The 24,118-nt window shown below is 70.3% G+C and carries 17 protein-coding genes; 5 read left to right on the top strand and 12 right to left on the bottom strand.

Annotated features, from left to right (window positions below; translation table 11 throughout):
- Positions 1-66 precede the first annotated feature (66 nt).
- A complete protein-coding gene (gene sbcB / locus ASE76_RS09110; RefSeq protein WP_055839196.1) occupies positions 67-1,506 on the bottom strand; it encodes an exodeoxyribonuclease I in 1,440 nt (479 codons plus the stop codon).
- A gap of 78 nt (positions 1,507-1,584) precedes the next feature.
- The gene (cls, locus tag ASE76_RS09105) at positions 1,585-3,051 is read right to left on the bottom strand and encodes a cardiolipin synthase (RefSeq protein WP_055838045.1); all 1,467 of its coding nucleotides are present in this window, start codon (positions 3,049-3,051) and stop codon (positions 1,585-1,587) included.
- A gap of 150 nt (positions 3,052-3,201) precedes the next feature.
- On the opposite strand from cls, the gene ASE76_RS09100 reads away from it, so the two are divergent.
- Entirely contained in the window at positions 3,202-4,626 is a 1,425-nt protein-coding gene (locus tag ASE76_RS09100) for a lytic murein transglycosylase (protein WP_082448242.1), read from the top strand.
- 135 nt (positions 4,627-4,761) lie between these two features.
- Here ASE76_RS09100 and ASE76_RS09095 read toward each other — a convergent pair whose 3' ends face one another.
- A complete protein-coding gene (locus tag ASE76_RS09095; protein ID WP_055838042.1) occupies positions 4,762-6,150 on the bottom strand; it encodes a 3-deoxy-D-manno-octulosonic acid transferase in 1,389 nt (462 codons plus the stop codon).
- Positions 6,151-6,332: 182 nt separating this feature from the next.
- Positions 6,333-7,715, bottom strand: a complete 1,383-nt coding sequence (locus tag ASE76_RS09090; RefSeq protein WP_055838039.1) for a phosphomannomutase/phosphoglucomutase — start codon at positions 7,713-7,715, stop codon at positions 6,333-6,335.
- A 169-nt stretch (positions 7,716-7,884) separates the two neighbouring features.
- On the opposite strand from ASE76_RS09090, the gene ASE76_RS09085 reads away from it, so the two are divergent.
- The 3 genes from ASE76_RS09085 to ASE76_RS09075 are packed head-to-tail and all read left to right on the top strand — an operon-like array spanning position 7,885 to position 11,045.
- Positions 7,885-9,501: a DNA-3-methyladenine glycosylase 2 family protein gene (locus tag ASE76_RS09085; protein ID WP_082448240.1), complete on the top strand. Its 1,617-nt coding sequence runs from the start codon at positions 7,885-7,887 to the stop codon at positions 9,499-9,501.
- A gap of 54 nt (positions 9,502-9,555) precedes the next feature.
- Positions 9,556-10,134 (top strand): methylated-DNA--[protein]-cysteine S-methyltransferase, encoded by a 579-nt coding sequence (locus ASE76_RS09080; protein WP_055838037.1) that lies wholly within the window; start codon positions 9,556-9,558, stop codon positions 10,132-10,134.
- Complete coding sequence (locus tag ASE76_RS09075; RefSeq protein ID WP_055838035.1) at positions 10,131-11,045, top strand: DMT family transporter; 915 nt, start codon at positions 10,131-10,133, stop codon at positions 11,043-11,045. Before ASE76_RS09080 ends, ASE76_RS09075 begins: the two co-directional genes overlap by 4 nt.
- Before the next feature lie 117 nt (positions 11,046-11,162).
- Here ASE76_RS09075 and ASE76_RS09070 read toward each other — a convergent pair whose 3' ends face one another.
- From ASE76_RS09070 to ASE76_RS09050, 5 genes are all read right to left on the bottom strand, one after another.
- Complete coding sequence (locus ASE76_RS09070) at positions 11,163-12,143, bottom strand: ferritin-like domain-containing protein (protein ID WP_055838032.1); 981 nt, start codon at positions 12,141-12,143, stop codon at positions 11,163-11,165.
- A 199-nt stretch (positions 12,144-12,342) separates the two neighbouring features.
- Positions 12,343-13,023: a DUF1345 domain-containing protein gene (locus ASE76_RS09065; protein ID WP_055838029.1), complete on the bottom strand. Its 681-nt coding sequence runs from the start codon at positions 13,021-13,023 to the stop codon at positions 12,343-12,345.
- Between the two features lie 58 nt (positions 13,024-13,081).
- Positions 13,082-15,055 carry a propionate--CoA ligase gene (locus tag ASE76_RS09060; RefSeq protein WP_055838026.1) on the bottom strand — a complete coding sequence of 658 codons (1,974 nt, stop codon included), beginning with the start codon at positions 15,053-15,055 and terminating at the stop codon, positions 13,082-13,084.
- A gap of 114 nt (positions 15,056-15,169) precedes the next feature.
- A complete protein-coding gene (locus tag ASE76_RS09055; protein ID WP_055838024.1) occupies positions 15,170-15,769 on the bottom strand; it encodes an isochorismatase family protein in 600 nt (199 codons plus the stop codon).
- Between the two features lie 74 nt (positions 15,770-15,843).
- A complete protein-coding gene (locus ASE76_RS09050) occupies positions 15,844-16,929 on the bottom strand; it encodes a PQQ-dependent sugar dehydrogenase (RefSeq protein WP_156362672.1) in 1,086 nt (361 codons plus the stop codon).
- 197 nt (positions 16,930-17,126) lie between these two features.
- Here ASE76_RS09050 and ASE76_RS09045 point away from each other — a divergent pair, with 197 nt between their 5' ends.
- Positions 17,127-17,663, top strand: a complete 537-nt coding sequence (locus tag ASE76_RS09045) for a C40 family peptidase (protein ID WP_055838021.1) — start codon at positions 17,127-17,129, stop codon at positions 17,661-17,663.
- Positions 17,664-17,812: 149 nt separating this feature from the next.
- Here ASE76_RS09045 and lpdA read toward each other — a convergent pair whose 3' ends face one another.
- From lpdA to aceE, 3 genes are read right to left on the bottom strand one after another with little or no spacing between them, the layout of a single operon-like run.
- Positions 17,813-19,675 carry a dihydrolipoyl dehydrogenase gene (gene lpdA / locus ASE76_RS09040; protein ID WP_055838018.1) on the bottom strand — a complete coding sequence of 621 codons (1,863 nt, stop codon included), beginning with the start codon at positions 19,673-19,675 and terminating at the stop codon, positions 17,813-17,815.
- A complete protein-coding gene (gene aceF, locus ASE76_RS09035; RefSeq protein WP_055838015.1) occupies positions 19,672-21,372 on the bottom strand; it encodes a dihydrolipoyllysine-residue acetyltransferase in 1,701 nt (566 codons plus the stop codon). Before aceF ends, lpdA begins: the two co-directional genes overlap by 4 nt.
- Positions 21,373-21,389: 17 nt before the next feature.
- On the bottom strand, positions 21,390-24,107 hold the full coding sequence (gene aceE / locus ASE76_RS09030) for a pyruvate dehydrogenase (acetyl-transferring), homodimeric type (RefSeq protein WP_055838012.1): 2,718 nt from the start codon (positions 24,105-24,107) through the stop codon (positions 21,390-21,392).
- Between the last annotated feature and the right edge of the window lie 11 nt (positions 24,108-24,118).

Raw genomic sequence — 24,118 nt, 5'->3', positions numbered from 1 at the left:
CGGCGGGGCGCCGGCCGATGCGGAATTTTCCGCCAAAGCCGGGCGGCACGGCGGGGATTTCCTGGCTCAGCCGGCGGGCACGACCGCCTCGGCGTAGTCGTAGAGGGCGCCCAGGATGGCTTCGCCGCGCTCGTCGGCCGTCTCGCCCAGGGCGTCGATGCGGGCGAAATACTCGTCCACCGAGAGGGCGCCGCCCGCGCCTTCGAGCAATTTTTCGGTGCGGTGCTGCTCCCAGCGCTCCTGATCTTGCTCGGACAGCGTCTCGGGGAAGTTGCGCGCGCGGTAGCGGAATAGCAACTCTTCGAGCCGCGGATCGTCGAAACCGGTGCGGGCGGCGGCCAGGGCCTCGGGCGCCAGGGTGCGCAGCTGAGTCAGCCGGCGCCGGTCGGCGTTGCCGACGAATCCGCCGTACAGGTCTTCGTCCACGTCGCGCGGGCCCTCTTCCGGCGGCCGGCGGTACACCTCGGACCAGATGGCCGAGAGGTCTGGCAGTGCCCGGGCGGCCTCCGCGTGCCGGCCGGCCTGTTCCAGGTCGATCTGCCACCGCGCGGCCATCTCGGGCGACAGGGTGCGCAGGTTGCCGACCACCATCGGCGACTTGTTGAGGTGCACGCCCTTCAGCGGCAGCCGGGCCACGCCCTCGGGCAGGTCGGCGGCGCGCGAGAACACCCGCTGGCGGATCGCCTCGGCATCCAGCCCCGCCAGCACCGACGGGTCCTGCGCCAGGTCCCAGGCCAAGATCTCGTTCTTGTTGGTCGGGTGCTGGGCCAGCGGCCACATCACCGCCAGGCAGCCGCGGTCGGCCGGGAACATGCCCGACACGTGCAGGAAAGGCTTGGCGGTCTGCGCGGTGGAGGGCAGGCCCAGTTCGGCCGCCACCCGGTCCTTGCGGTGCAGGCCGAAGGCGAACTCGAACAGCCTGGGCTGCCGGTCGCGCACCAGCCGGGCCAGGGCGATGGTGGCCCGCACGTCGGAGAGCGCGTCGTGCGCCGCGTCGTGCATCAGGCCGTTGGCCCGCGCCAGGTCTTCCAGCTTGAAGCTGGGGCTGCCGTCTTCCTTCTTCGGCCAGACGATGCCGTCGGGCCGCAGCGCGTAGGTGAGGCGCACCACGTCGAGCAGGTCCCAGCGGCCGCAGTCGTTCTGCCACTCGCGGGCGTACGGATCGGCCAGGTTGCGCCAGAGCATGAAGCGGGTGATCTCGTCGTCGAACCGGATCGTGTTGTAGCCGACGCCCACGGTGCCGGGGGTGGCGAAGGCGGCTTCGATCTGCGCGCAGAACGCATGCTCGGGCACGCCGCGCTCCAGGCAGGTCTGGGGCGTGATGCCGGTGATCAGGCAGGCCTCGGGCTCGGGCAGGAAGTCGGGCGCGGGCTGGCAGTAGAGCATCAGCGGATCGCCGATCTCCCGCAGGTCGGCATCGGTGCGGATCGCGGCGAACTGAGCAGGACGGTCGCGGCGCACGTTGGCGCCGAAGGTTTCGTAGTCGTGCCAGAGAAAGGTATGCATCGGCAGCAAAGGGAATCTGAAGGATTGTCAGTATGCCGCCCGCCAGCCGTGACGACGGTTCTGTTGTTCAAGGGCGGTCTACAACAACGGCGAGAACAGGCGCGCGGTGGCGTCGAAGAGCTTCTGCCACGCCGGCAGATGGCGGTCGGCCTCCACCCGCACCGACTTGCGCAGGTCGCGCTCGAACTGCGCGCCCAGCGGCACGGTCAGTGTCGGCCCGTAGACAAAGGCGCAGATCTCGTAGTTGAGCCGGAAGCTGCGGTTGTCGAAGTTGGCGGTGCCGACCACCCCGCAGTCGTCGTCGAACACCATCGTCTTCGAGTGCAGCATCCGCGCCTCGTACTCCCAGACCTTGGCGCCGGCCTCGATCAGCTCGTCGAAATAGGAGCGCGCCGCGGCGCTCACGATGCGCGAATCGCTGCGCATCGGCACCATCACCCGCACGTCGACCCCGCGCAGCGCGGCGCTGGTCAGCGCCATCAGCGTGGGCGAGCCGGGCACGAAGTACGGCGTGGCGATCCACACCCGGCGCACCGCGCCGTTGATCGCCGCCAGCACCATCCGGTGGATCGCCTCATAGGCGCTGTCGGGGCCGGAGGCGACGATCTGCACCGCATGCTCGCCCACCACCGTGGGGCGCAGCAGCTTGTCGAAGTCTTCCGCCGTGCGGCGCTTGCGCTCGCCGGTGGCGTAGACCCAGTCCTCCATGAACACCATCTGCAGCCAGCGCACCGCGTTGCCCTCCAGCCGGAGGTGCACGTCGTGGTAGGCGTCGGGGCGGGTGCGCTCGTCTTCCTCGTCGGTGATGTTCAGGCCGCCGGTGAAGCCGACCTCGCCGTCGCACACCACGATCTTGCGGTGGGTGCGGAAATTGATCACCGGCCGCAGCCGCCGGCCGATGCGGCTGTCGTGGAACAGGCCCACGCCCGCGCCGGCCGCCTCCAGCGGCGCGAAGAACCGCTTGCCGAGCCGCTTGGAGCCGAGCGCGTCGACCAGCAGCCGCACCTTGACGCCCTGCCGCGCCTTCTCGACCAGCAGGTCGCGCAGCGCGGTACCGATCTTGTCGGGCTCGAAGATGTAGTACTCCAGGTGCACATGGTGGCGCGCCGCCCGGATCGCCTCGAAAAGCGCGTTGTATGTCTGGGCGCCGCCCACCAGCAGCCGCACGTCGGACGCGGTCGAGACCGGGATGTCGCAGGTGGCGTGGCCCAGCAGGCCCATCTGCTGCAGGTGCTGCGGCGCATGGTCGCTGAGCGTGCGCAGGTTGGCGAAATCGCTCTTCGCGTACAGGTTGGCATGGCTGCGGATTCGCTTGATCCGCTGACGCCGCATCCGCTGCGGGCCGAAGAAGTAGTACACCCCGAAGCCCAGCACCGGCAGCCAGGCCATCGACAGAATCCAGCTGAGGGTAGAGAGCGGCGAGCGCTTCTGCAGCACGATCCAGACCGCCAGGATGGCGATGTAGGCGGTCCAGGCGAAGGACAGCGTGGTCTTGACGGTGTCGGGCACCGCCGGAAGGTCGGGCAGGTCGGAGAGCGAGAGCATGGGGCACCAGGGGAACGCGGTGGCGGATTCTAGGTTTCCCGTATGACCGGCCCGCAGAGGCATCCCCTGCAGCGGTAACCCGGTGTTGCGGCGCGCCGAAACGGGGGCAGGACAATCGGCCGATTCCTTCTGCCGCCGCCGAGCCCGCCCATGCCCTTCTCCTCCGTGCCCGCCCTGCCCCCTCTCAGCGCCAATGCGCCTGCCCTCGGCAGGCCCCGTTCCGCCCGACCGCCAGCGGCCTGCGACCGCCTCGCGGTCTGCGCATCGCTGGTGGCGGCGCTGGCGCTGGCCGGATGCGCCGGCCCGCCGGCAGCGACGCCGGGCACGCCGCCGCGCGGGACACCGACGGCACCGGTACCCGCAGCGCCTGTGGCCGCACCCGCCGTATCGACACCCGCCCCCGCACCGGCCCCTGCCCCGGCCGCCGCGGCCCCGGTGGACGACGCCGCCCAGCAGGCCGCCTTCGCCCGCTGGATCGCCGATTTCTCCGCTTACGCCCGCAGCCAGGGCATCCGAGAGGCGACACTGCGCGACGCCTTCGACGGCGCGCAGTACCGGCCCCGCACCATCGACCTCGACCGGTCGCAGCCCGAATTCGTCCGCCCGGTGTGGGACTACCTGGCCAGCGCGGTGTCGGAGCAGCGCGTCGCCAACGGCCGGGCCAAGCTGGCGCAGGTCCGCACCGAGGCGGATGCGGCGCAGGCCCGCTACCGGGTGCCGGCCGCCACCATCGCCGCCATCTGGGGCATGGAGAGCAACTACGGCGCCAACTTCGGCAACTTCCCGACGGTCGATGCGCTGGCCACGCTGGGCTTCGAAGGCCGCCGGCAGGACTGGGCGCGCGGCGAACTGCTGGCCGCCCTGAAGATCATCGACAACGGCGACATCGACAGCCGCCACATGGTCGGCTCCTGGGCCGGCGCGATGGGACACACCCAGTTCCTGCCGTCGAGCTTCCTGGCCTACGCGGTCGACGCCGACGGCGACGGCCGGCGCGACATCTGGGGCAGCATGGCCGACGTGATGGCCTCCACCGCCAACTACCTGGCCCGTGCCGGCTGGCAACCCGGCCAGCCCTGGGGCGTGGAGGTGCAGTTGCCACCCGGCTTCGACTACGCCCGCGCGGACATGGCCGTGCGCCAGGACGCCGCCGCCTGGGCCGCCGCCGGCGTGCGCCGAGCCGACGGCACCGCCCTGCCCGCCCTGACCGATGCGGCCGTGCTGCTGCCGGCCGGCGCGCGCGGCCCGGCCTTTCTGGTCGGCCCCAATTTCCGGGCTATCCTGCGCTACAACAATTCCACCAGCTACGCCCTGGCGGTCGGCATGCTGGCCGACCGGATCGACGGCGGCGGCCCGCTGGCCACCCAGTGGCCGCTGGACCTGCCGCCGCTCGGCCGCAGCGAGCTGCGGCAGATGCAGACGGCGCTCAACGCCAAGGGCTTCGCGGTCGGCACGCCGGACGGCCTGCTGGGCCCGGCGACGCGCGACGGGCTGCGGCGCTACCAGCAGAGCGTCGGATTGCCGGCGGATGGGTATCCGACGCCGGAAGTGCTGCAGCGGCTGCAGGCGAATTGAGCCTGGCGGCCCGCCGACGGGCAGTCGGCGGGCGGGTTGCGGTGTTTTCGTGGTGTCAAGGTGTCTCGGTACGGACCGGCGCAATGGCGGCCCGGCACTGTCGCTGCCCGGACCCGGGGCACGGCCGAGTGTCGGCTAACCAGCCTTCCGCCGCGCCAACAGCGCACAGATCGCATCCGCCGTGCGGGCCGACGCACCGCTGTGCGACGCGGCGAAGGCGGTCGATGCCGCGGCCGCCTTCTGCCGAGCGGCCGGATCGCCGACCAGCCGCAGCGCCACTTCAACCCCCTGCCCCATGTCCACCACCCGCGTCGCCGCACCCGCTGCCGCGGCCTGCTCCGCCGCATCGGCAAAATTGAAGGTGTGCGGCCCCATCACCACCGGGCAGCCGCAGGCCGCGGCTTCGATCAGGTTCTGGCCGCCCAGGGTCTCGAAGCTGCCGCCGAGCAGGGCGGCATGCGCCATGCCGTAGTACAGCGCCATCTCGCCGACCGTGTCGCCCAGCCAGACGTCGGCCTCCGGCGGGGGGCCTTCCCCGTCCGGCCACTGGCTGCGGCGGGCGACACGCAGCCCGGCGGCCTGCAGCAACTGCGCGACTTCGTCGAAACGGTTGGGATGCCGCGGTACCAGGAGCCACTGAACATCGGAAGCGCCAGACAACCCGTTTGCTATGGTTTCTGTAGCTAGTGGTCGGCGTTCTGCGTCGGCCGCGGGCACTTTTCGCTTGAACTCATCGATCCACAGCGCCTCTTCGCCTTCCCGGGAGCTCGCGAACAGCACCACCGGCCGCGTGCCGGCATCGCGCCACTGCCGGCCGCGTGCCAGCAGCGCCGCATCGGGCGCGGCGTCGAACTTCAGGTTGCCGAACACGCCCTGCACCGGCGCGCCCAGGCGGCGCAGCCGCGCGGCATCGTCGGCATGCTGAGCCCATACGGCGGTGAGGCCCGCGTACGCCGGGCGTGCCAGCAGATGCAGACGTTCCGACTTGGCCAGCGAGCCGGTGTTGAGCCGCGCATTGGCGAGCACCAGCAGCACGCCCTGCCCCACGCAGCCGGCGACCAGGTTGGGCCAGACCTCGGTTTCCATCAGGATGCCGATATCCGGCGCAAAGGTCTGCAGGAACCGCCGCACCGCCTGCGGCGTATCCCACGGCTGCCAGACCTGCCGGTCACCCGGCCGCATCAGCTTGCGGCCCTCGGCCCGTCCGGTGGCGGTACCGTTCGTCAACAGCAGCCGCATGCCGGGCAAGCGCGCGCGCAGAGCCTCCACCAGCACCGCCGCGGCCCGCGTCTCCCCGAGCGACACCGCATGCAGCCACACTGTCGGCCCCGCGGCGGCGGCGGCTTCGGCTTCGGCAGGCCGCGACCATCCCGCCGGTGCGTAAAACCCGAACCGCTCCTCCACCGCCTCCCCGTACCCCGTCTCCACCCGGGCCCGCCGGCGCAGCTTGCGACGCAGCAACGGCTGCGCCACGGTCAAGGCAGCCGAATAACCCATCAAGGCGAGGCGAGAGAGAAAGCGCATGGACGGAAATGAAAACGGAGCAGCCAAACCGCTCCGTCAGAGAAATAGACCGCGACTCGGCACCGCCGCGGCTTAAACGCTCTCCGTTCAGGGAGACCGCAGATCCGGCTCCGCCGGGCTGCAGGTCTCGCCCCCGGCGAGGGGGTAGGCGCAGACACGAAGTGCGAAGCCTGGGGGAGTGCTCAATGTGCAGCAGCGCCGATCTTCGCATCCGGCTTGACCGTCTTCAGCAGCGCGGTCATCGCTTCTTCGATGCGGTGCAGCGCCTCGGGCGTGTGGCCTTCGAAGCGCAGCACCAGCACCGGCGTGGTGTTGGAGGCGCGCACCAGGCCGAAGCCGTCGGGCCAGTCCACCCGCACGCCGTCGATGGTCGAGACCTTGGCCGGCGCGTCGAATTTCGCCGTCTCGACCAGCTTCTGCACCAGGGTGTGCGGCTCGCCCTCGGCGCAGGCCACGTTCAGCTCGGGCGTGGAGAAGCTGGTCGGCAGCGCATTGAGCACAGCGCTCGCGTCGAGGCTCTTGCTGACGATCTCCAGCAGGCGGCAGCCGGCATAGGTGCCGTCGTCGAAGCCGTACCAGCGCTCCTTGAAGAAGATGTGGCCGCTCATCTCGCCGCCCAGCGGGGAGTTCGTCTCGCGCATCTTGGCTTTGATCAGCGAATGGCCGGTCTTGAACATGGTGGCCTTGCCGCCGGCCGCCTCGATGGCGGGCGCCAGGCGTTGGCTGCACTTCACGTCGAAGACGATCTCGCCGCCGGGCACGCGGCTCAGCACGTCCTGGGCGAACAGCATCATCTGGCGGTCGGGGAAGATGTTCTGGCCGTCCTTGGTGACGATGCCCAGGCGGTCGCCGTCGCCGTCGAAGGCCAGGCCCAGCTCGGCATCGGTCTCCTGCAGCTTGGCGATCACGTCGCGCAGGTTCTCGGGCTTGCTCGGGTCGGGGTGGTGGTTGGGGAAGTTGCCGTCGACCTCGCTGAACAGCTCGATCACCTCGCAGCCGATGGCGCGGAACACGTCGGGAGCGGAAGCGCCGGCGATGCCGTTGCCCGAATCGACCACGATCTTGATCGGCCGGGCCAGTTTGATGTCGCCGGCGATGCGGGCGATGTAGTCGGCGGTGACGTCCACCGTGCGGACGCTGCCTCCGTCCTTGCGCGGGGCGCTGTCGTCGTCCATCGTGCGGCGCAGGCCCTGGATCTCGTCGCCGTAGATCGCCTTGCCGGCCAGCACCATCTTGAAGCCGTTGTAGTCCTTCGGGTTGTGGCTGCCGGTGACCTGGATGCCGCTGTTGCAGAGCGTGCTGGCCGCGAAGTACAGCATCGGCGTGGTGACGGTGCCGACATCGATCACCTCGACGCCCGAGGCCACCAGGCCGTCGATCAGCGCCTTGCTGAGGGCCGGGCCGCTCAGACGGCCGTCGCGGCCGACGGCGACGGCCTTCTCGCCGAGCGCCAGCGCGGCGGCGCCGAAGGCCAGGCCCAGCGCTTTCGCCACGCCCTCGTCGAGGGCGGCGGGCACGATGCCGCGGATGTCGTAGGCCTTGAAGATGGACGGTGCGAATGCCATGGGAACGTCTTTCTGCTGGATGAAAAATGCTCGCCGATTCTAGGCATGCCACCCCGCCGGCCCTGTGGGACAGATGCGCGTGCTAGGCGGACGACGGTGTAATGGACGGCCGCAGGGAGATGTCCGAAAACGGCGTGTGGCCCGCCGCCCCGTCCGTATCATCGACCGCATGGACCAGCCCGCTTCGCCCACCGCCCGCCCCGCAGCACCCGAGGACGGCGACCTGCCGGCCGCCGGCCCCGCCGCCGCGCCCGACGGCGATGCCTGCTACCGCGCCCTGTCGGCCCACGATGCCCGCTTCGACGGCAGCTTCTTCACCGGCGTGACCTCCACCGGCATCTACTGCCGGCCGGTGTGCCGGGTGCGCACCCCACGGCGCGAGAACTGCCGCTTCTTCGCCCTGGCGGCCCAGGCCGAGAGCGCGGGTTTCCGCCCCTGCCTGCGCTGCCGGCCCGAGCTGGCGCCGGGCGCCGCCGGCACCGTCTGGTCGATGCACGACGCCGCGGCGATGCTGGCGCACGAGGCGGCCCGCCGGCTGGACGACCCCGCCCACTGGCTTGCCGTCACCAGCGACAGCGCCGCCGCCCCGGTGCAGCGCCTCGCCGCGCTGATGGGCATCAGCGACCGGCACCTGCGGCGGGTGTTCGAGGGCGCTTTCGGCGTGTCGCCGCTGCAGTACCTGCAGACCCGCCGGCTGCTGGCCGCCAAGCAGCTGCTGGCCGACACCGACCTGCCGGTGGCCGACGTGGCGCTGGCCGCGGGCTTCGCCAGCCTGCGGCGGTTCCAGGCGGCCTTCCTGGCGCACTACGGGCTGGCGCCGGTGGCGGTGCGGCGGGAACGGGCCCCGTCGGCGGAACGGGCCGGCACCGCCGCCCCGGTGGCACAGGCACGGCTGGCCTACCGGCCGCCGTATGCGGTCGCGGGCATGCTGGCGTTCCTCAAGCGCCACTTGGTGGCCGGGGTGGAGGCGATGGTCGACACCCCCACCGGCCCGGCGTTCCAGCGCGCGCTGGCGCCCCGGGGCGCCGCCGGGCCGTCCGGCTGGCTGCAGCTGCAGTTCGACGAGGCGCGCAGCCAGGTGCTGCTGCAGGTGAGCGACAGCCTGCTGCCGGTGCTGCCCACCGTGATCCGCCAGGTGCGCGCCCTGCTCGACCTGGATGCCGACCCGGCTGCGATCGACGCACTGCTCGGCCCCCACTTCCCCGGCATGGCCGGCTGGCGGGTGCCGGGCAGCTTCGACGGCTTCGAGCTGGCGGTGCGCGCCGTGCTAGGCCAGCAGGTGACGGTGGCGGCGGCCTGCACTTTCGCCAACCGGCTGGCCGCCCGCTACGGCGCGCCGCTGGCCACGCCGCACGGCGGGCTGCTGCGGCTGTTCCCCACGCCGGCGGCGCTGGCCGCGGCAGATTCGGACTCGCTGGGCGGCCTGGGCATCGTGCGCCAGCGCCAGGGCGCGATCCAGGCGCTGGCCCGGGCGGTGGCCGACGGATCGCTGGTCCTGGAGCCGGGCAGCGCGCCGGCCCCGGCCATCGCCGCCCTGGTCGCCCTGCCGGGCATCGGTGACTGGACGGCCCACTACATCGCGATGCGGGCATTGGCGTGGCCCGACGCGTTTCAGGCCGGCGACGTGGCGCTGCAGCAGGCGATGGGCGTGCGCGGTCTGCCCCGGCCGGCCAAGGCGGCGGAAGAAGCCTCGCAGGTCTGGCGGCCGTGGCGCAGCTATGCGGTGCTGCGCGCCTGGCATGCGCTGGAACCGCTGGCACCACCCCAGCCATCCGCTATCGAATAAATAGCTGAAGGCCGGCGCACGACGCCGGCTACAGCATCAAAACACTACAAAACCATGATCTACCCACCCGACACCGTCCTGCGCCGCTGGACATCGCCCCTGGGCGCCATCGACCTCGCCGCCACACCGCGCGGCTTGGCGGGCCTGTGGTTCTTCGACCAGCGCCACCGGCCGCCGCAGCTGGATGCGCCCGGCACCTGGCCGCTGCACGAACGCGCCCATGCGGTGCTCGACCGGGCCGTGGCCGAACTCTCCGCCTACTTCGCCGGCAGCGGCGCGGGCTTCGCCATCCCGCTGGACCTGCCGGGCGCGACCGATTTCCAGCAGGCGGTCTGGCGCGCACTGGTCGCGCTGCCGCTCGGCACCACGACGAGCTACGGTGCGCTGGCGGTGGCCGTCGGCCGGCCTGCCGCCGTGCGGGCAGTCGGCGCCGCGGTGGGCCGCAACCCGGTCAGCATCGTCGTGCCCTGCCACCGGGTGGTGGGCAGCGCCGGGCTGCTGACCGGCTATGCCGGCGGGCTGGAACGCAAGGCGGCGCTGCTGGCGCTGGAGCGCGGGAAGGCCGCGGGCACCGGCATCCAGGCCAGCCCGTCCGCACCCCGCGCCGCTTCCCTCTTCGGTACGCCGGCATGACCCCCTCGATTCCCACCCGCGCCTGGCTCGGCGACTTCCTGCTGCTGGCCGCGCTCTGGGGCAGTTCCTTTCTGTTCATGCGCCTGGGCGCCACCGATTTCGGCCCGCTGCCCACCGCCGGGCTGCGGGTCACGGTGGCCGCGCTGGTGCTGCTGCCGCTGCTGGTGGCGCGCGGCCAGGTGCCGACGCTGCGCCGCCACTTCGGCCGCATCCTGGCGGCGGGCGTGCTCAATTCGGCGATCCCGTTCGCGCTGTATTCGTATGCGGTGATGCATGTGACGACCGGCACCGCGTCGATCGTGAACGCCACCGTGCCGCTGTTCGGCGCGGTGGTCGCCTGGCTCTGGCTGAGCGACCGGCTGGACTGGCAGCGCTGGTGCGGACTGGCGATCGGCTTCACCGGCGTGACCCTGCTCGCCAGCCGCAGCAGCGCGGTGCCGGGCGCCAGCACCGCGCTGGGCGGCACTCTGCTGCCGGTGGCGGCCTGCCTGGTGGCCTGTGCCTGCTACGGCACCGCCGCGAGCTACGCCAAACGCTACCTCGGCGGTGTGCACCCGATCGCCACGGCCATGGGTAGCCAGCTGGGCGCCGCGCTGGCGCTGGCGATTCCCACCGCGCTGTTCTGGCCGGCGCAGATGCCGGGTGCCAAGGCATGGTTCGCCATCGTGGCGATGGGCGTGCTCTGCACCGCGCTGGCCTACCTGCTGTACTTCCGCCTGATCGAACGGGCCGGGCCGAGCCGGGCGCTGGCCGTCACCTTCCTGGCACCGGTGTTCGCGGTGGCCTACGGCGCGGTGCTGCTCGGCGAGCCGGTCACGCTGTGGATGGTGGGGTGCGGCCTCGTGATCCTGGTGGGAACGCTGGTCTCGACCGGGCTCTTGCGCTGGGGCCGAACTGCGACTCGGGCCTGAGCCTGCGTAAGCCGTCGGGTCGCGGGCGCCGTTGCAGGTTGCGCCCATGAAAAAAGCGACCGTGCCACGAGGACACGGTCGCCTTTGTCGGTCTGGCCCGGCAGGGCCAGCGCAGATTTATGCGAAGGCGCTGCTCATCACCAGCGTTCCGTTCAGGCCGTTCGGGTAGAAGCCACCCTTGGTGACCGCACCTGGATTCAGGTAGACGATGTTGAGCACGTCGTCGTAGCTGCGGCTGTAGGCGATGCCGTTGGAGTCGAGCGGCACGATGCCGGCGATCGGGGCGGTGCCGCCGGTGCCGGTCAGGCTGGCTTCGGCGGTCTTCGAGCTGTCGAGCGTGTCGCGGGCCCGGGCGATGGCGTCGGCCGAGGTGCGCAGCGCAGGCGTCTGCAGGCCCTTAGAGTACAGCACCGTACGCACCAGGCCTGCGTGGTAGGCCTCGGCCGCCAGGATGCCGGCTGCGGCTTCGAGGTAGGTCTTGTTGGTGATCAGCGGCGCGGCGCCCTTGTAGGCAGTGACACCGACGTCTTCGAAGATGAAGGCGGCCAGCAGGAAGTTGGCGTCATTCGCATACGGATCGAATACCTGGCCCTGCGTGATCAGGCCGGCAGCAACCGCTGCTTGCGAGAAGGCGCCATTCGGATTGGTGCCGCTGATGTCGAGTGCCGGCTGGGCCACCGCTGCGCTGCCGAGAGCGGAACGCAGGAAAGCCACGTGCTGGGCTTCGTCGCGTGCGATCTCACGGGCATAGGCCGCGACGACCGGATCGCTGAACGGCACCGCGCGGCCACCGCCTACGACCGCGCCCTGCACGCCCACGCCGGTCTGCTGCGAGGCGGCCAGGCCCACGCCGAAGACGGCGTGCTGGTAGAACTGGGCTTCGAGGTACTCCAGGTTCAACGCGAAGTTGAGGATCTCGACATCGCTCGGCGCATCGGCCGCGACCGCGCCGCCGGAACCGCCGCCGCAGGCGGTCAGGATCGCGCCACCGGCCATGCCGGCTGCGAAACCGCCGGTCTTGCGAAAGAACTGCCGGCGTTCTGCGAGCTTCTCGCTGCGGCGCTGCAAAACATCCATCATTGCGGGTTCTTGAATCATGCTCAACTCCTCGGTACACGTGGTGGGAATCGCGAGCCACTATGGCGGTGCGACTAAAGACACTGCCATGGCACTTGTTTGTTTGTGCGCCGCAGCCCGTGCATCTTCGGGAGGCATTACGGCCCCGATTGCAAGCTGGATGCACCTTTTTTGTAGGACGATCGCCCGTCGTCGAGCATGCCGCGGAACTCTCGCGGGTTTACCCGAGCATCGACGCTGCGGCGTTCACGCCCAGGGCCAGCAGCACCACGTTGAAGACGAAGGCCATCAGGCCGTGCACCGTCACCAGACGGCGCATCGCGGACGAGGTCACCTGCACGTCGGACACCTGCGAGGTCATGCCGATCACCAGCGACTGGTAGAGGAAATCGAAGTAGTCCGGATCGCCCTCCCCCGGAAAATCAAGCCCGCCGCTGGCGGCCTTCTTCGACTCGGCCGCCTGCGGGCCGCCGTCTTCGCTCTGGTAGTAGCGGTGGGCGTAGCGGAAGGCGAAGAGCGTGTGGATCCAGAGCCAGGACGTCGCCAGCGCCAGCATCGACAAGGCGACGTGCGCACCGCGCTGCGACGGCGGCAGGTCGTGCGTCTGCTGCAGCAGCACCACGATCGCCGCGACGCTGGCGCAGAGCGCCACCACCATCGCCAGGAACAGCACCGCGGCCGATTCGTCCTGGGCCTTGGCCCGGCCGCGGATCCGCGGCGCATCGAAGTTGCGTGCCAGCAGCCAGGCCAGGCAGAGATCGGTCGCGCCGGCGACGACCCAGGCCAGCAGCAAGCGCACGGGCGGCACGAGCGGCGTGGCGGCGGCGAACACCAGCACGCCGGCCGCGGCGGCATAGCCCAGGCGCTGCAGGCCGGTGGTTTCGGTCAGGTGGCGTTTCACGTGTCGGCTCCGTTGAAGAATGCGGCAGACCTTAGAGCCGCAACCGTCATGCGCTGTATCAGGACGCCACCGGCCGAGCGGCGGCGACCGCGCCTTGCACCTGCTGCAGCGCGGCAGGATCCTCGAGCGTGCTCAGGTCGCCCGGGTCGCGGCCCTCGCACACCGCCTGGATCGCGCGGCGCAGCAGCTTGCCGCTGCGCGTCTTGGGCAGCAGCGACACGAAGAGCACCCGCGCCGGCCGGCCCACCGCGCCCAGCTGCTCGGTGACCCGCGCCATGACCGCCGCCTCCAGCGCGGCCGCGACCGCGGCATCGGTACACGCCGCCGGGTCGCGCGGCACCGCCAGTGCGAAAGCGGCCTGCCCCTTCAGCGCATCGGCCACGCCCACCACCGCCACCTCGGCGATGCCCGGATGGCCCGAGACGATCTCCTCGATCTCGCGCGTGCCCAGCCGGTGGCCGGCGACGTTGATCACGTCGTCGGTGCGGCCCAGGATGAAGAGATACCCATCGGCGTCGCGCATGCCCCAGTCGAAGGTGCTGTAGCGCTCGGGCCCCGGCAGGCTCTGCCAGTAGGTGGCGACGAAGCGGGCGTCGTCGCGCCAGACGGTCTGCATGCAGCCGGGCGGCAGGGGGCCGTCGATCGCGATCACGCCCTTCTGGCCAGGTTCGGTGATCTCGTCTCCGGTGCCCTCGTCCACCAGCGTCAGGTCGTAGCCGTACATCGGAAAGCCCGGGCTTCCCAGGCGCGGCGGCGTGCGGTGCACCCCGCGGGCGATGGTCAGGATCGGCCAGCCGCTCTCGGTCTGCCAGTAGTTGTCGATCACCGGCACCTGCAGCGCGTCCTGCACCCACTGGGCGGTGGGCGCATCGAGCGGCTCCCCGGCAAGCCACAGGCCCTGCAGGCTCGACAGGTCGTGGCGGGTGAGCCAGGCCGGATCCTGCTTGCGCAGCACCCGGATTGCGGTGGGGGCCGAGAACATGTGGGTGACGCGGTACTTCTCCACCAGCCGCCACCAGATGCCCGCATCCGGGCCCTCGGGCCCCGCCGCATCGGGCGCGCGCAGCGCCGCGGGCACCACCGGCAGGCCTTCGTAGAGGATGGTCGCCATGCCGCCGATCAGCGGGCCGTAGACGATGTAGCTGTGGCCCACCACCCAGCCGATGTCGCTGGTGCAGAAGAAGGTCTGGCCGGGCTGCGCATCGAAGATGTGCCGCATGCTGGCCGCCAGCGCCACGGTGTAGCCGCCGGTGTCGCGCTGCACGCCCTTGGGCCGGCCGGTGGTGCCGCTGGTGTAGAGGGTGTAGCTCGGGTGGGTGGCGTCGAGCCAGACGCAGGGCACCTGCGCATCGAGGTGCTGCTGCCGCAGGTCGCGCCACAGGTGGTCGCGGCCGGCCACGAGGGCCATCGGCGCCAGGCCCCGGTCGGCCAGCAGCACATGCGCCGGCGGCCGGGCGGCCAGGCGCAGCGCCTCGTCGAGCAGCGGCTTGTACGGGATCACACGGCCACCGCGCGACCCGGCGTCGGCGCTGACGATCACGGTCGGCTCGGCATCGTCGATGCGGCTGGCCAGCGATGCCGGCGCGAAGCCGCCGAACACCACCGAATGCAGCGCGCCGATGCGCACGCAGGCCAGCATCGCGAAGACGGCCTCGGCGATCATCGGCATGTAGAGCAGCACCCGGTCGCCCTGCCGCACGCCCAGGGCCTGGAGCGCGGCGGCCATGCGCTGCGCCTCGGCGTGCAGTTCGGCGAAGGTGTAGGTGCGCTCGGTGCCCGTCTCGGTGGAGACGGCGATCAGCGCCGGCTGGTCGGCCCGGGTGGCGAGGTGCCGGTCGACCGCGTTGTGGCAGAGGTTGGTGGTGCCGCCCGGGAACCAGCGGGCGAAGGGCGGCCGGTCGTAGTCGCAGATGCGCTGGGGCGGCGTGTGCCAGTCGATCAGCCGGGCCTGCTCGGCCCAGAAGGCGTCGCGCTCGTCGATGGAGCGGCGGTGGAAGCTGGCGTAGGGGCCGTACGGGTCGGTGTCCTGCATCGCGTCTGTCTCCTCATGGTTCCCGCCGGGGGGTCGGCGGGCGCCCCTCGTGGCGGGGGCCGGTCCATTATCGGAGCGGGACTTGCAGCGGGCTGACGCCGCCGGCGCCGGCGTTCAGCGCACCAGGTCCTGGATCGCCTTGAAATCGGGATGCTCGGCCGAGCCCAGCCATTCGAACAGCACCATCTCGGTGGTGACCAGCTCGGCACCGCTGCCGGCCAGGCGGTCGAAGGCGGCGTCGCGGTTGCGCTCGGTGCGCGACCCGCAGGCGTCGGTCACCACCCAGACCTCGAACTCGTCCTCCAGCAGGTCGAGCGCGGTCTGCAGCAGGCAGATGTGCGCTTCGCAGCCCGCGATCACGATGACGCCGGGCTCGGGCGCCTGGGCCGGCTTCTGCAGGTGCTTGGGCAGGCTGCGGGCGTTGCCGCCCTGCGGCCTGGGCGCCGGCCGCAGCCAGTCGCCCAGGCCTTCCTCGACTGCGCTGAACTGCATCTTGGCCAGGGTGCGGTGGCACAGCGCGCGCAGTGCGGGGTCGTTGGGGCCGAGGCCCGACGGGTTCTGCTCGGTGCCCCAGACCGGCACCTCCAGCAGCTGTGCCGCGCGGGCCAGTCGCAGCGCGTTGGCCAGCACCGCCGGGCCCTCGAAGATCGCGGGCATCAGGCGTTCCTGGTAGTCCACCAGGACGAGTTGGGATTCGGAGGCGTCGAGCAGCATGGCAGGGGTGCGCAGGGGCAGGAAATGGGAGATGGGCCGATTGTCGCAGCCCACCCCCTTGCGCCGGCCGCGGTCTACGGCTCCAGCCGCAGCAGGCGGCCCTGCGGGCCGTCGGTCAGCACATAGAGCCAGCCGTCCGGGCCCTGGCGCACGTCGCGGATGCGCTCGCGCAGGCTCTCCAGCAGGAACTCCTCGCGCGCCACCTTGCCGCCTTCGATCTGCAGCCGGTGCAGCCGGCCGAACTTCAGCGAGCCGACGAAGAGGCTGCCCTTCCAGGCCGGGCCGTAGCGGTCGCCGGTGAGGAACGCCATGCCCGACGGCGCGATCGACGGCACCCAGTAGTGCAGCGGCTGCTCCATGCCCTGCTGCTGGGTGATGCCGCGGCCGATGGGCCCGCCGCCGTAGTTCTCGCCGTAGGTGATCACCGGCCAGCCGTAGTTGCGGCCGGCCACCGGAACGTTGATCTCGTCGCCGCCCTGCGGTCCGTGCTCGTGCATCCACAGCCGGCCGTCGGGGCCCAGCGTGGCGCCCTGCGCGTTGCGGTGGCCCCAGCTCCAGATCTCGGGCAGCGCGTCGGCGCGGCCGACGAACGGGTTGTCGGGCGGCACCGTTCCGTCCTTGGCGATGCGCACGATCTTGCCCAGGTGGCTCTTGAGGTTCTGTGCCTCTTCCTTCTTCGACGAACGCTCCCCCAGGGTCAGCCACAGCGTGCCGTCGGCCTTCTCCACGATGCGGCAGCCGAAGTGCAAGCTGCTGGCGATCTTCGGCTGCTGGCGGAACAGCACCTTCACCTGCTCCAGCCGGCGTTCGTCGGCAGACAGCACCGCGCGGGCCAGCGCAGTGCCGTTCGTGCCGTTGGCGTTTGCTTCCGAATAGCAGAAGTAGAGCGCGCGGTTGGCAGCGAAGCCGCTGTCGGTCACCACGTCGAGCAGGCCACCCTGCCCCGCCGCGGCGACCGCCGGCACGCCCTGCAACGCCGGCTGCACCTCGCCCGCCGCGGAGACGATGCGCATCTGCCCCGGACGCTCGGTGACGAGGAACTTGCCGCCCGGCAGGAACGCCACCGCCCAGGGCGACGACAGGCCCTGCGCCACCGGCACGGCCTTCACCGCATCGGCCGCCGCAGCCGGGCCTGCAAGGCAGGCGGTGGCCAGCGCCATGCCGACAAGAGCGCCGATCGCGCGGCGGTGCAGTCCTACAGACATTTCGATCCTTTATTTGGCGTGCCAACCGAACGGCAAGAGGGCGACAAGGGCACCCTGTCGAGGAGGACATGGTACTTCTGCTTAAAAATCAAGCACTTAGAGAATGTAACCGCGCTTGACGCTGGCGCAATGCCCCTTTAATCTCCGCGTCCATGTCCAGAGTCCTGTGCGTCCTCCTACTCACCGCCGCGTCGGCCTCCTACGCAGCACCCTCCCACAAAACGGACGACATGGACGCACTTCTGGCCGATCGCGGCCTGTTGTCGCATGTCGAACATGTGCGGCAGTCGATCAAGAGCCAGACCTCCGAAGTCGTGATGAGCGCCATGGGCTTCCTGGGCGTGCCGTACCGCCGGGGCGGCAACAGTGCCGAATCGGGCTTCGACTGCAGCGGCTTCGTCCGTGCCATCTACGGCCAGACCGTCGGCCTGCTGCTCCCCCGCCGTGCCGACGAGCAGGCCGCCGCCACCGAGAAGATCGACCGCAAGGAACTCAAGCCCGGCGACCTGGTGTTCTTCAAGACCATGCGCAGCGCGTTCAGCCATGTCGGCATGTACGTCGGCGAGAACAAGTTCATCCACGCCCCCAAGCCCGGCGCCGAAGTGCGGGTCGAGGACATGGACATCCGCTACTGGAAGACCCGCTTCACCGGCGCCCGCCGCGTGGTGCAGGACACCGGAGCCGACTGACCGGCCGGCCGCGAGCCCTTCGCGGCGCGACTACCCCCAAGCAAAACGCCCTGCACTGCAGGGCGTTTTGCTTGGTACTTACAGGGACCGGACCCCCGGGCCCGTCGCGATGACCCGCCAGGCGTCCGGAAGACGCCTGGCGGGCCCCGTCAGCGCTTGCGCGCCGGCGGCACGTCGGTGCAGCTGCCGTGCGCCACCTCGGCCGCCAGGCCGATGGTCTCGCCCAGCGTCGGGTGCGGGTGGATCGTCTTGCCGATGTCCACCGCGTCGGCGCCCATCTCGATGGCCAGGGCGATCTCGCCGATCATGTCGCCCGCATGGGTGCCGACGATGCCGCCGCCGACGATGCGGTGGGTCTCGGCGTCGAACAGCAGCTTGGTGAAGCCCTCGTCGCGGCCGTTGGCGATGGCGCGGCCCGAGGCGTTCCACGGGAACAGGCCCTTCTCCACCTTGAGGCCCTGGGCCTTGGCCTGGTCCTCGGTGATGCCGACCCATGCCACCTCGGGGTCGGTGTAGGCCACGCTCGGGATCACCCGGGCGTTGAAGGCGGCGCTGGCCAGCTTCTCGTCGCCCTGCAGCTCGCCGGCGATGACTTCCGCCGCCACATGGCCCTCGTGCACCGCCTTGTGGGCCAGCATCGGCTGGCCGACCAGGTCGCCGATGGCGAAGATGTGCGGCACGTTGGTCCGCATCTGGATGTCGACGTCGATGAAGCCGCGGTCCGTCACCTTCACGCCCGCCTTGTCGGCGCCCACCTTGCCACCGTTGGGCGTGCGGCCGACGGCCTGCAGCACTAGGTCGTAGACCTGCGGCGCCGAAGGTGCGCCCTCGCCTTCGAACGTCACCTCGATGCCCGCCTCGGTGGCCTTGGCGCCCACCGTCTTGGTCTTGAGCATGATGTTGTCGAAGCGCGGCGCATTCATCTTCTGCCAGACCTTCACCAGGTCGCGGTCGGCGCCCTGCATCAGGCCGTCGAGCATCTCGACCACGTCGAGCCGCGCGCCCAGGCTGGAGTACACCGTGCCCATTTCCAGGCCGATGATGCCGCCGCCGACGATCAGCATCCGCTTGGGCACCGACTGCAGCGCCAGTGCGCCGGTGGAATCGACCACCCGCGGATCGTCGGGCAGGAACGGCAGGCGCACCGCCTGCGAGCCGGCCGCGATGATCGCGCGGCGGAACTTCACCGCCTGCGTCTTGCCGGTTTTTTCCTGCGCCGCGCCGCCGGTCTCGGCCACCTCCAGCGCGTGGGCGCCGGTGAACGTGGCCAGGCCGCGCAGCACCGTCACCTTGCGCATCTTGGCCATCGCCGCCAGGCCGCCGGTCAGCTTGCCGATGACCTTCTCCTTGTGGGTGCGCAGCTTGCCGATGTCGAGCGACGGCTCGCCGTACGACACGCCCAGGTCGGCGAAGTGCTTCACCTCGTCCATGACGGCCGCCACGTGCAGCAGCGCCTTCGACGGGATGCAGCCCACGTTGAGGCAGACGCCGCCGAGGGTCTGGTAGCGCTCGACCATCGCGACCTTCAGCCCCAGGTCGGCCGCGCGGAACGCCGCCGAGTAGCCGCCGGGGCCGCCGCCGATCACGACGACGTCGTAGTCGGCGTCGGCGATGTCGGATGCCTTCGCTACGTTTTTGGTAGCAGCTGGTCGGCTATCCGCGCCGGCTGCAGGCACTTTCGGCTCGGATTTCTCGGCTGCGGGCGCGGGGGCGGCCGCCGGAGCGGCGGCTGCCGGTGCCGGCGCAGGGCCGGCGGCAGGCGCCGCGGCGCCTGCTTCCGCCTCGATGCTGATCAGCACCGAGCCTTCGGCCACCTTGTCGCCGACCTTCACCTTCACCTCCTGGACCACGCCGCCGTGCGAGGACGGGATCTCCATCGAGGCCTTGTCGGACTCGACGGTGACCAGCGACTGCTCGGGCTTGACCGTGTCGCCGGGCTTCACCAGCACCTCGATCACCGCCACTTCGGCGAAGTCGCCGATATCGGGAACCTTGACGTCGATCCGGCTCATAGCAGCACCCGGCGGAAGTCGGCCAGCACCTGGCCCAGGAACGCGTTGAAGCGCGCGGCGGAAGCGCCGTCGATCACCCGGTGGTCATAGGAGAGCGACAGCGGCAGCACCAAGCGCGGCACGAACTGCTTGCCGTCCCAGACCGGCTTCGTCTGGCCCTTCGACAAGCCCAGGATCGCCACTTCGGGCGCGTTGATGATGGGGGTGAAGTGGGTGCCGCCGATGCCGCCCAGCGAGCTGATCGAGAAGCAGCCGCCCTGCATGTCGCCGCCGCCCAGCTTGCCGTCGCGGGCCTTCTTGGCCAGCTCGCCCATCTCCTGGCTGATCTGCAGGATGCCCTTCTTGTCGGCATCCTTCAACACCGGCACGACCAGCCCGTTGGGCGTGTCGGCCGCGAAGCCGACGTGGAAGTACTGCTTGTAGACCAGGGTGTCGCCGTCCAGGCTGGCATTGAACTCGGGGAATTTCTTCAGCGCCGCGACGACCGCCTTGATCACGAAGGCCAGCATCGTCACCTTGACGCCCGACTTCTCGTTCTCCTTGTTGGTCGCCACACGGAAGGCTTCCAGCTCGGTGATGTCGGCCTCGTCGTTGTTGGTGACGTGCGGGATCATCACCCAGTTGCGGTGCAGGTTGGCGCCGCTGAGCTTCTTGATCCGCGACAGCTCCTTGCGCTCGACCGCGCCGAACTTGGCGAAATCGACCTTCGGCCAGGGGATCAGGCCCAGCGCGGCACCGTCGCCGCCACCGGCGGCCGCCGGCTTGGCGCCTGCCGCCTTGGTGGACGCGGCACCCGACATCACCGCCTGGGTGAACTTCTGCACGTCTTCCTGGGTGATGCGGCCCTTGGCGCCGCTGCCCTTGACCTCGTCGAGCGGCACGCCCAGTTCGCGGGCGAACTTGCGGACCGAGGGCGACGCGTGCGGCAGCTTGCCGGTGGGGGCCGACGGCTGGTGCGCGGGCAGCGCGGCGGTCGGGTCGGTGCGCTCGACCGGCTGGCTGGCGAGCGCCGCGGGCGCTGCCGCAGGGGCGGCGGCACTGGCGGCCGGAGCGGGCGCCGGGCCGGCGGCGGGTGCCGGTGCGGCGGCCGCGCTGCCTTCCAGCACCGCGAGCAGGTCGCCGATGTTGACCACGTCGCCGACCTTGACCTTCAACTCCTTGAGCACGCCGGCGGCCGACGACGGGATCTCCATCGAGGCCTTGTCCGATTCGACGGTGACCAGCGACTGGTCGGCCGCGATCGTGTCGCCGGGCTTGACCAGGATCTCGATCACCGAGACGTCCTTGAAGTCGCCGATATCGGGCACCTTGACCTCGACCGGGCCGGAGGCGGCCGGTGCGGGCGCCGGGCCTGCCGCCGGTGCGCTTGCTACCGATTTAGTAGCATCAGGCCGGCCCTGCGCTTCGGCTGGCGCGGCTTTTTCTTCGGATTTCGCCGGTGCGGGGGATGCGGCTTCGCCTTCGCTCTCGAGCACCAGCACCACCGAGCCCTCCTTGACCTTGTCGCCCATGCCGACCTTCAGCTCCTTGACGGTGCCGGCGGCGGACGACGGGATCTCCATCGACGCCTTGTCGGACTCGACGGTGATCAGCGACTGCTCGGCCTTGACCGTGTCGCCCACCTTGACCAGCACCTCGATCACCGCCACTTCGTCGAAGTCGCCGATGTCGGGAACCTTGATTTCTACTTGTGCCATCGTGAATGTCTCCGGCTTTATGCGTAGAGCGGGTTGGTCTTGTCGGCGTCGATGCCGTACTTCTTGATCGCCTCGGCGACCTGCGCCGGCTTGGCCTTGCCGTCGTCAGCCAGCGCCTTCAGCGCGGCGACCACGATGTAGTGGCGGTCGATCTCGAAGTGCTTGCGCAGCTCGCTGCGGAAATCGCTGCGGCCGTAGCCGTCGGTGCCCAGCACCCGGTAGGTGCGGCCCTTCGGCACGAACGGACGGATCTGCTCGGCGTAGGCCTTCATGTAGTCGGTCGAGGCGACCACCGGGCCTTCGCTCTTGCCGAGCTGCTGCTCGACGAAGGAGGCGCGCGGCGCATCGGTCGGGTGCAGCAGGTTCCAGCGGTCGGCGTCCTGGCCGTCGCGGGCCAGTTCGTTGAAGCTCGGGCAGCTCCAGACGTCGGCCGAGACGCCCCAGTCGGCGGCCAGCAGTTCCTGCGCCGCCAGGCTTTCGCGCAGGATGGTGCCGGAGCCCAGCAGCTGCACCTTGGCGCCCTGGGCCTGCTTGCTCGGCGCCAGCAGGTACATGCCCTTGATGATCTGCTCTTCGGTGCCCTGCTGGATGCCGGGCATCGCGTAGTTCTCGTTGAGCAGGGTGATGTAGAAGTAGATGTTCTCCTGCTTCTCCACCATCCGCACCAGGCCATGGTGCAGGATCACCGCCACTTCGTGGGCGAAGGTCGGGTCGTAGCTCACGCAGTTGGGGATCGTGCCGGCCAGGATGTGGCTGTGGCCGTCTTCGTGCTGCAGGCCTTCGCCGTTTAGCGTGGTGCGGCCCGAGGTGCCGCCCAGCAGGAAGCCGCGCGCCTGCATGTCGCCGGCCGCCCAGGCCAGGTCGCCGATGCGCTGGAAGCCGAACATCGAGTAGTACACGTAGAACGGCACCATGATGCGGTTGTTGGTGCTGTACGAGGTGGCGGCGGCGATCCAGCTGGCCATGCCGCCGGCTTCGTTGATGCCTTCCTGCAGGATCTGGCCGCCCTTGTCTTCCTTGTAGTAGGAGACCTGGTCGCGGTCCTGCGGGGTGTACTTCTGCCCGTCCTGGCTGTAGATGCCGATCTGGCGGAACAGGCCTTCCATGCCGAAGGTGCGCGCCTCGTCGACCAGGATCGGCACCGCGCGGGGGCCCAGCTCCTTGTCGCGCAGCAGGGTCGTCAGGAAGCGCACGTAGGCCTGGGTGGTGGAGATCTCGCGGCCTTCGGCGGTCGGCTCCAGCACGGCCTTGAAGGTGTCGAGCGGCGGCACCGGGATCTGCTCGTCCGCCTTGACGCGGCGGTGCGGCAGGTAGCCGCCGAGCGCCTTGCGGCGGGCGTGCAGGTACTGCATCTCGGGCGTGTTGTCGGCCGGCTTGTAGAACGGAATGTCGGCCAGCTGGTCGTCCGGGATCGGGATGTTGAAGCGGTCGCGGAAGGTCTTGACGTCCTCGTCTATCAGCTTCTTGGCCTGGTGGGCGGTGTTCTTGCCCTCGCCGGCCTTGCCCATGCCGAAGCCCTTGACGGTCTTGATCAGCAGGATGGTGGGCTGGCCCTTGTGCTTGACGGCCGCGTCGTAGGCGGCGTAGACCTTCTGCGGATCGTGGCCGCCGCGCTGCAGGCGCCAGATGTCCTCGTCGCTCATGTGCGAGACCATCTCGAGCGTCTTCGGGTCGCGGCCGAAGAAGTTCTTGCGGACGAAGGCGCCGTCGTTGGCCTTCATCGCCTGGTAGTCGCCGTCGAGCGTGTCCATCATGATCTTCTTCAGCGCGCCGTCCTTGTCGCGCGCCAGCAGCGGATCCCAGTAGCTGCCCCAGATCAGCTTGATGACGTTCCAGCCCGCGCCGCGGAATTCGCCTTCCAACTCCTGGATGATCTTGCCGTTGCCGCGCACCGGTCCGTCGAGCCGCTGCAGGTTGCAGTTGACGACGAAGATCAGGTTGTCGAGCTTCTCGCGGGCGGCCACGCCGATCGCGCCGAGGGACTCGACCTCGTCCATCTCGCCGTCACCGAGGAACGCCCAGACCTTGCGGTTGGCGGTGTCGGCGATGCCGCGGGCATGCAGGTACTTGAGGAAGCGCGCCTGGTAGATCGCCATCAGCGGGCCGAGGCCCATCGACACCGTGGGGAACTGCCAGAACTCGGGCATCAGCTTCGGATGCGGGTAGCTCGAGAGGCCCTTGCCGGCCACTTCCTGGCGGAAGTTGAGCAGTTGCTCCTCGGTCAGCCGGCCTTCCATGAAGGCGCGGGCGTAGATGCCGGGCGAGCTGTGGCCCTGGATGTAGAGCAGGTCGCCGCCGTGGCCTTCGCTCTCGGCGTGCCAGAAGTGGTTGAAGCCCGCGCCGAACATGGTCGCGAGCGATGCGAAGGAAGAGATGTGGCCGCCCAGGTCGCCGCCGTCGGCAGGGTGCAGGCGGTTGGCCTTGACCACCATCGCCATCGCGTTCCAGCGCATGTAGGCGCGCAGGCGTTCTTCGATGTCGTTGTTGCCGGGGGTGCGGGCTTCCTGGTCGGGCTCGATCGTGTTGACGTAGCCGGTGTTGGCCGAGAACGGCATGTCGATGCTGTTCTGGCGCGCGGTTTCCAGCAACTGCTCCAGCAGGAAGTGAGCGCGCTCGGGGCCTTCCGACTCGATGACGGCGGCCAGCGCATCGGTCCATTCGCGTGTTTCCTGGCGGTCGGAATCTTGGGGATCGCGCGCGGCGGCGCCGGACTGGTCGTCGGGTAGGGCTGACATGGCTTGTGTCT

Source organism: Xylophilus sp. Leaf220, assembly GCF_001421705.1.
Taxonomy (GTDB): Bacteria; Pseudomonadota; Gammaproteobacteria; order Burkholderiales; family Burkholderiaceae_C; genus Xylophilus.
The sequence above is the reverse complement of the archived record's forward strand: the minus strand, read 5'-3'. Positions and strand labels throughout refer to the sequence as shown.

Coding starts and splice junctions, on each gene's coding strand:
- sbcB (WP_055839196.1), bottom strand. CDS start 1,506: ATGCATACCTTTCTCTGGCACGACTACGAAACCTTCGGCGCCAACGTG.
- cls (WP_055838045.1), bottom strand. CDS start 3,051: ATGCTCTCGCTCTCCGACCTGCCCGACCTTCCGGCGGTGCCCGACACC.
- ASE76_RS09100 (WP_082448242.1), top strand. CDS start 3,202: ATGCCCTTCTCCTCCGTGCCCGCCCTGCCCCCTCTCAGCGCCAATGCG.
- ASE76_RS09095 (WP_055838042.1), bottom strand. CDS start 6,150: ATGCGCTTTCTCTCTCGCCTCGCCTTGATGGGTTATTCGGCTGCCTTG.
- ASE76_RS09090 (WP_055838039.1), bottom strand. CDS start 7,715: ATGGCATTCGCACCGTCCATCTTCAAGGCCTACGACATCCGCGGCATC.
- ASE76_RS09085 (WP_082448240.1), top strand. CDS start 7,885: ATGGACCAGCCCGCTTCGCCCACCGCCCGCCCCGCAGCACCCGAGGAC.
- ASE76_RS09080 (WP_055838037.1), top strand. CDS start 9,556: ATGATCTACCCACCCGACACCGTCCTGCGCCGCTGGACATCGCCCCTG.
- ASE76_RS09075 (WP_055838035.1), top strand. CDS start 10,131: ATGACCCCCTCGATTCCCACCCGCGCCTGGCTCGGCGACTTCCTGCTG.
- ASE76_RS09070 (WP_055838032.1), bottom strand. CDS start 12,143: ATGATTCAAGAACCCGCAATGATGGATGTTTTGCAGCGCCGCAGCGAG.
- ASE76_RS09060 (WP_055838026.1), bottom strand. CDS start 15,055: ATGCAGGACACCGACCCGTACGGCCCCTACGCCAGCTTCCACCGCCGC.
- ASE76_RS09055 (WP_055838024.1), bottom strand. CDS start 15,769: ATGCTGCTCGACGCCTCCGAATCCCAACTCGTCCTGGTGGACTACCAG.
- ASE76_RS09050 (WP_156362672.1), bottom strand. CDS start 16,929: ATGGCGCTGGCCACCGCCTGCCTTGCAGGCCCGGCTGCGGCGGCCGAT.
- ASE76_RS09045 (WP_055838021.1), top strand. CDS start 17,127: ATGTCCAGAGTCCTGTGCGTCCTCCTACTCACCGCCGCGTCGGCCTCC.
- lpdA (WP_055838018.1), bottom strand. CDS start 19,675: ATGAGCCGGATCGACGTCAAGGTTCCCGATATCGGCGACTTCGCCGAA.
- aceF (WP_055838015.1), bottom strand. CDS start 21,372: ATGGCACAAGTAGAAATCAAGGTTCCCGACATCGGCGACTTCGACGAA.
- aceE (WP_055838012.1), bottom strand. CDS start 24,107: ATGTCAGCCCTACCCGACGACCAGTCCGGCGCCGCCGCGCGCGATCCC.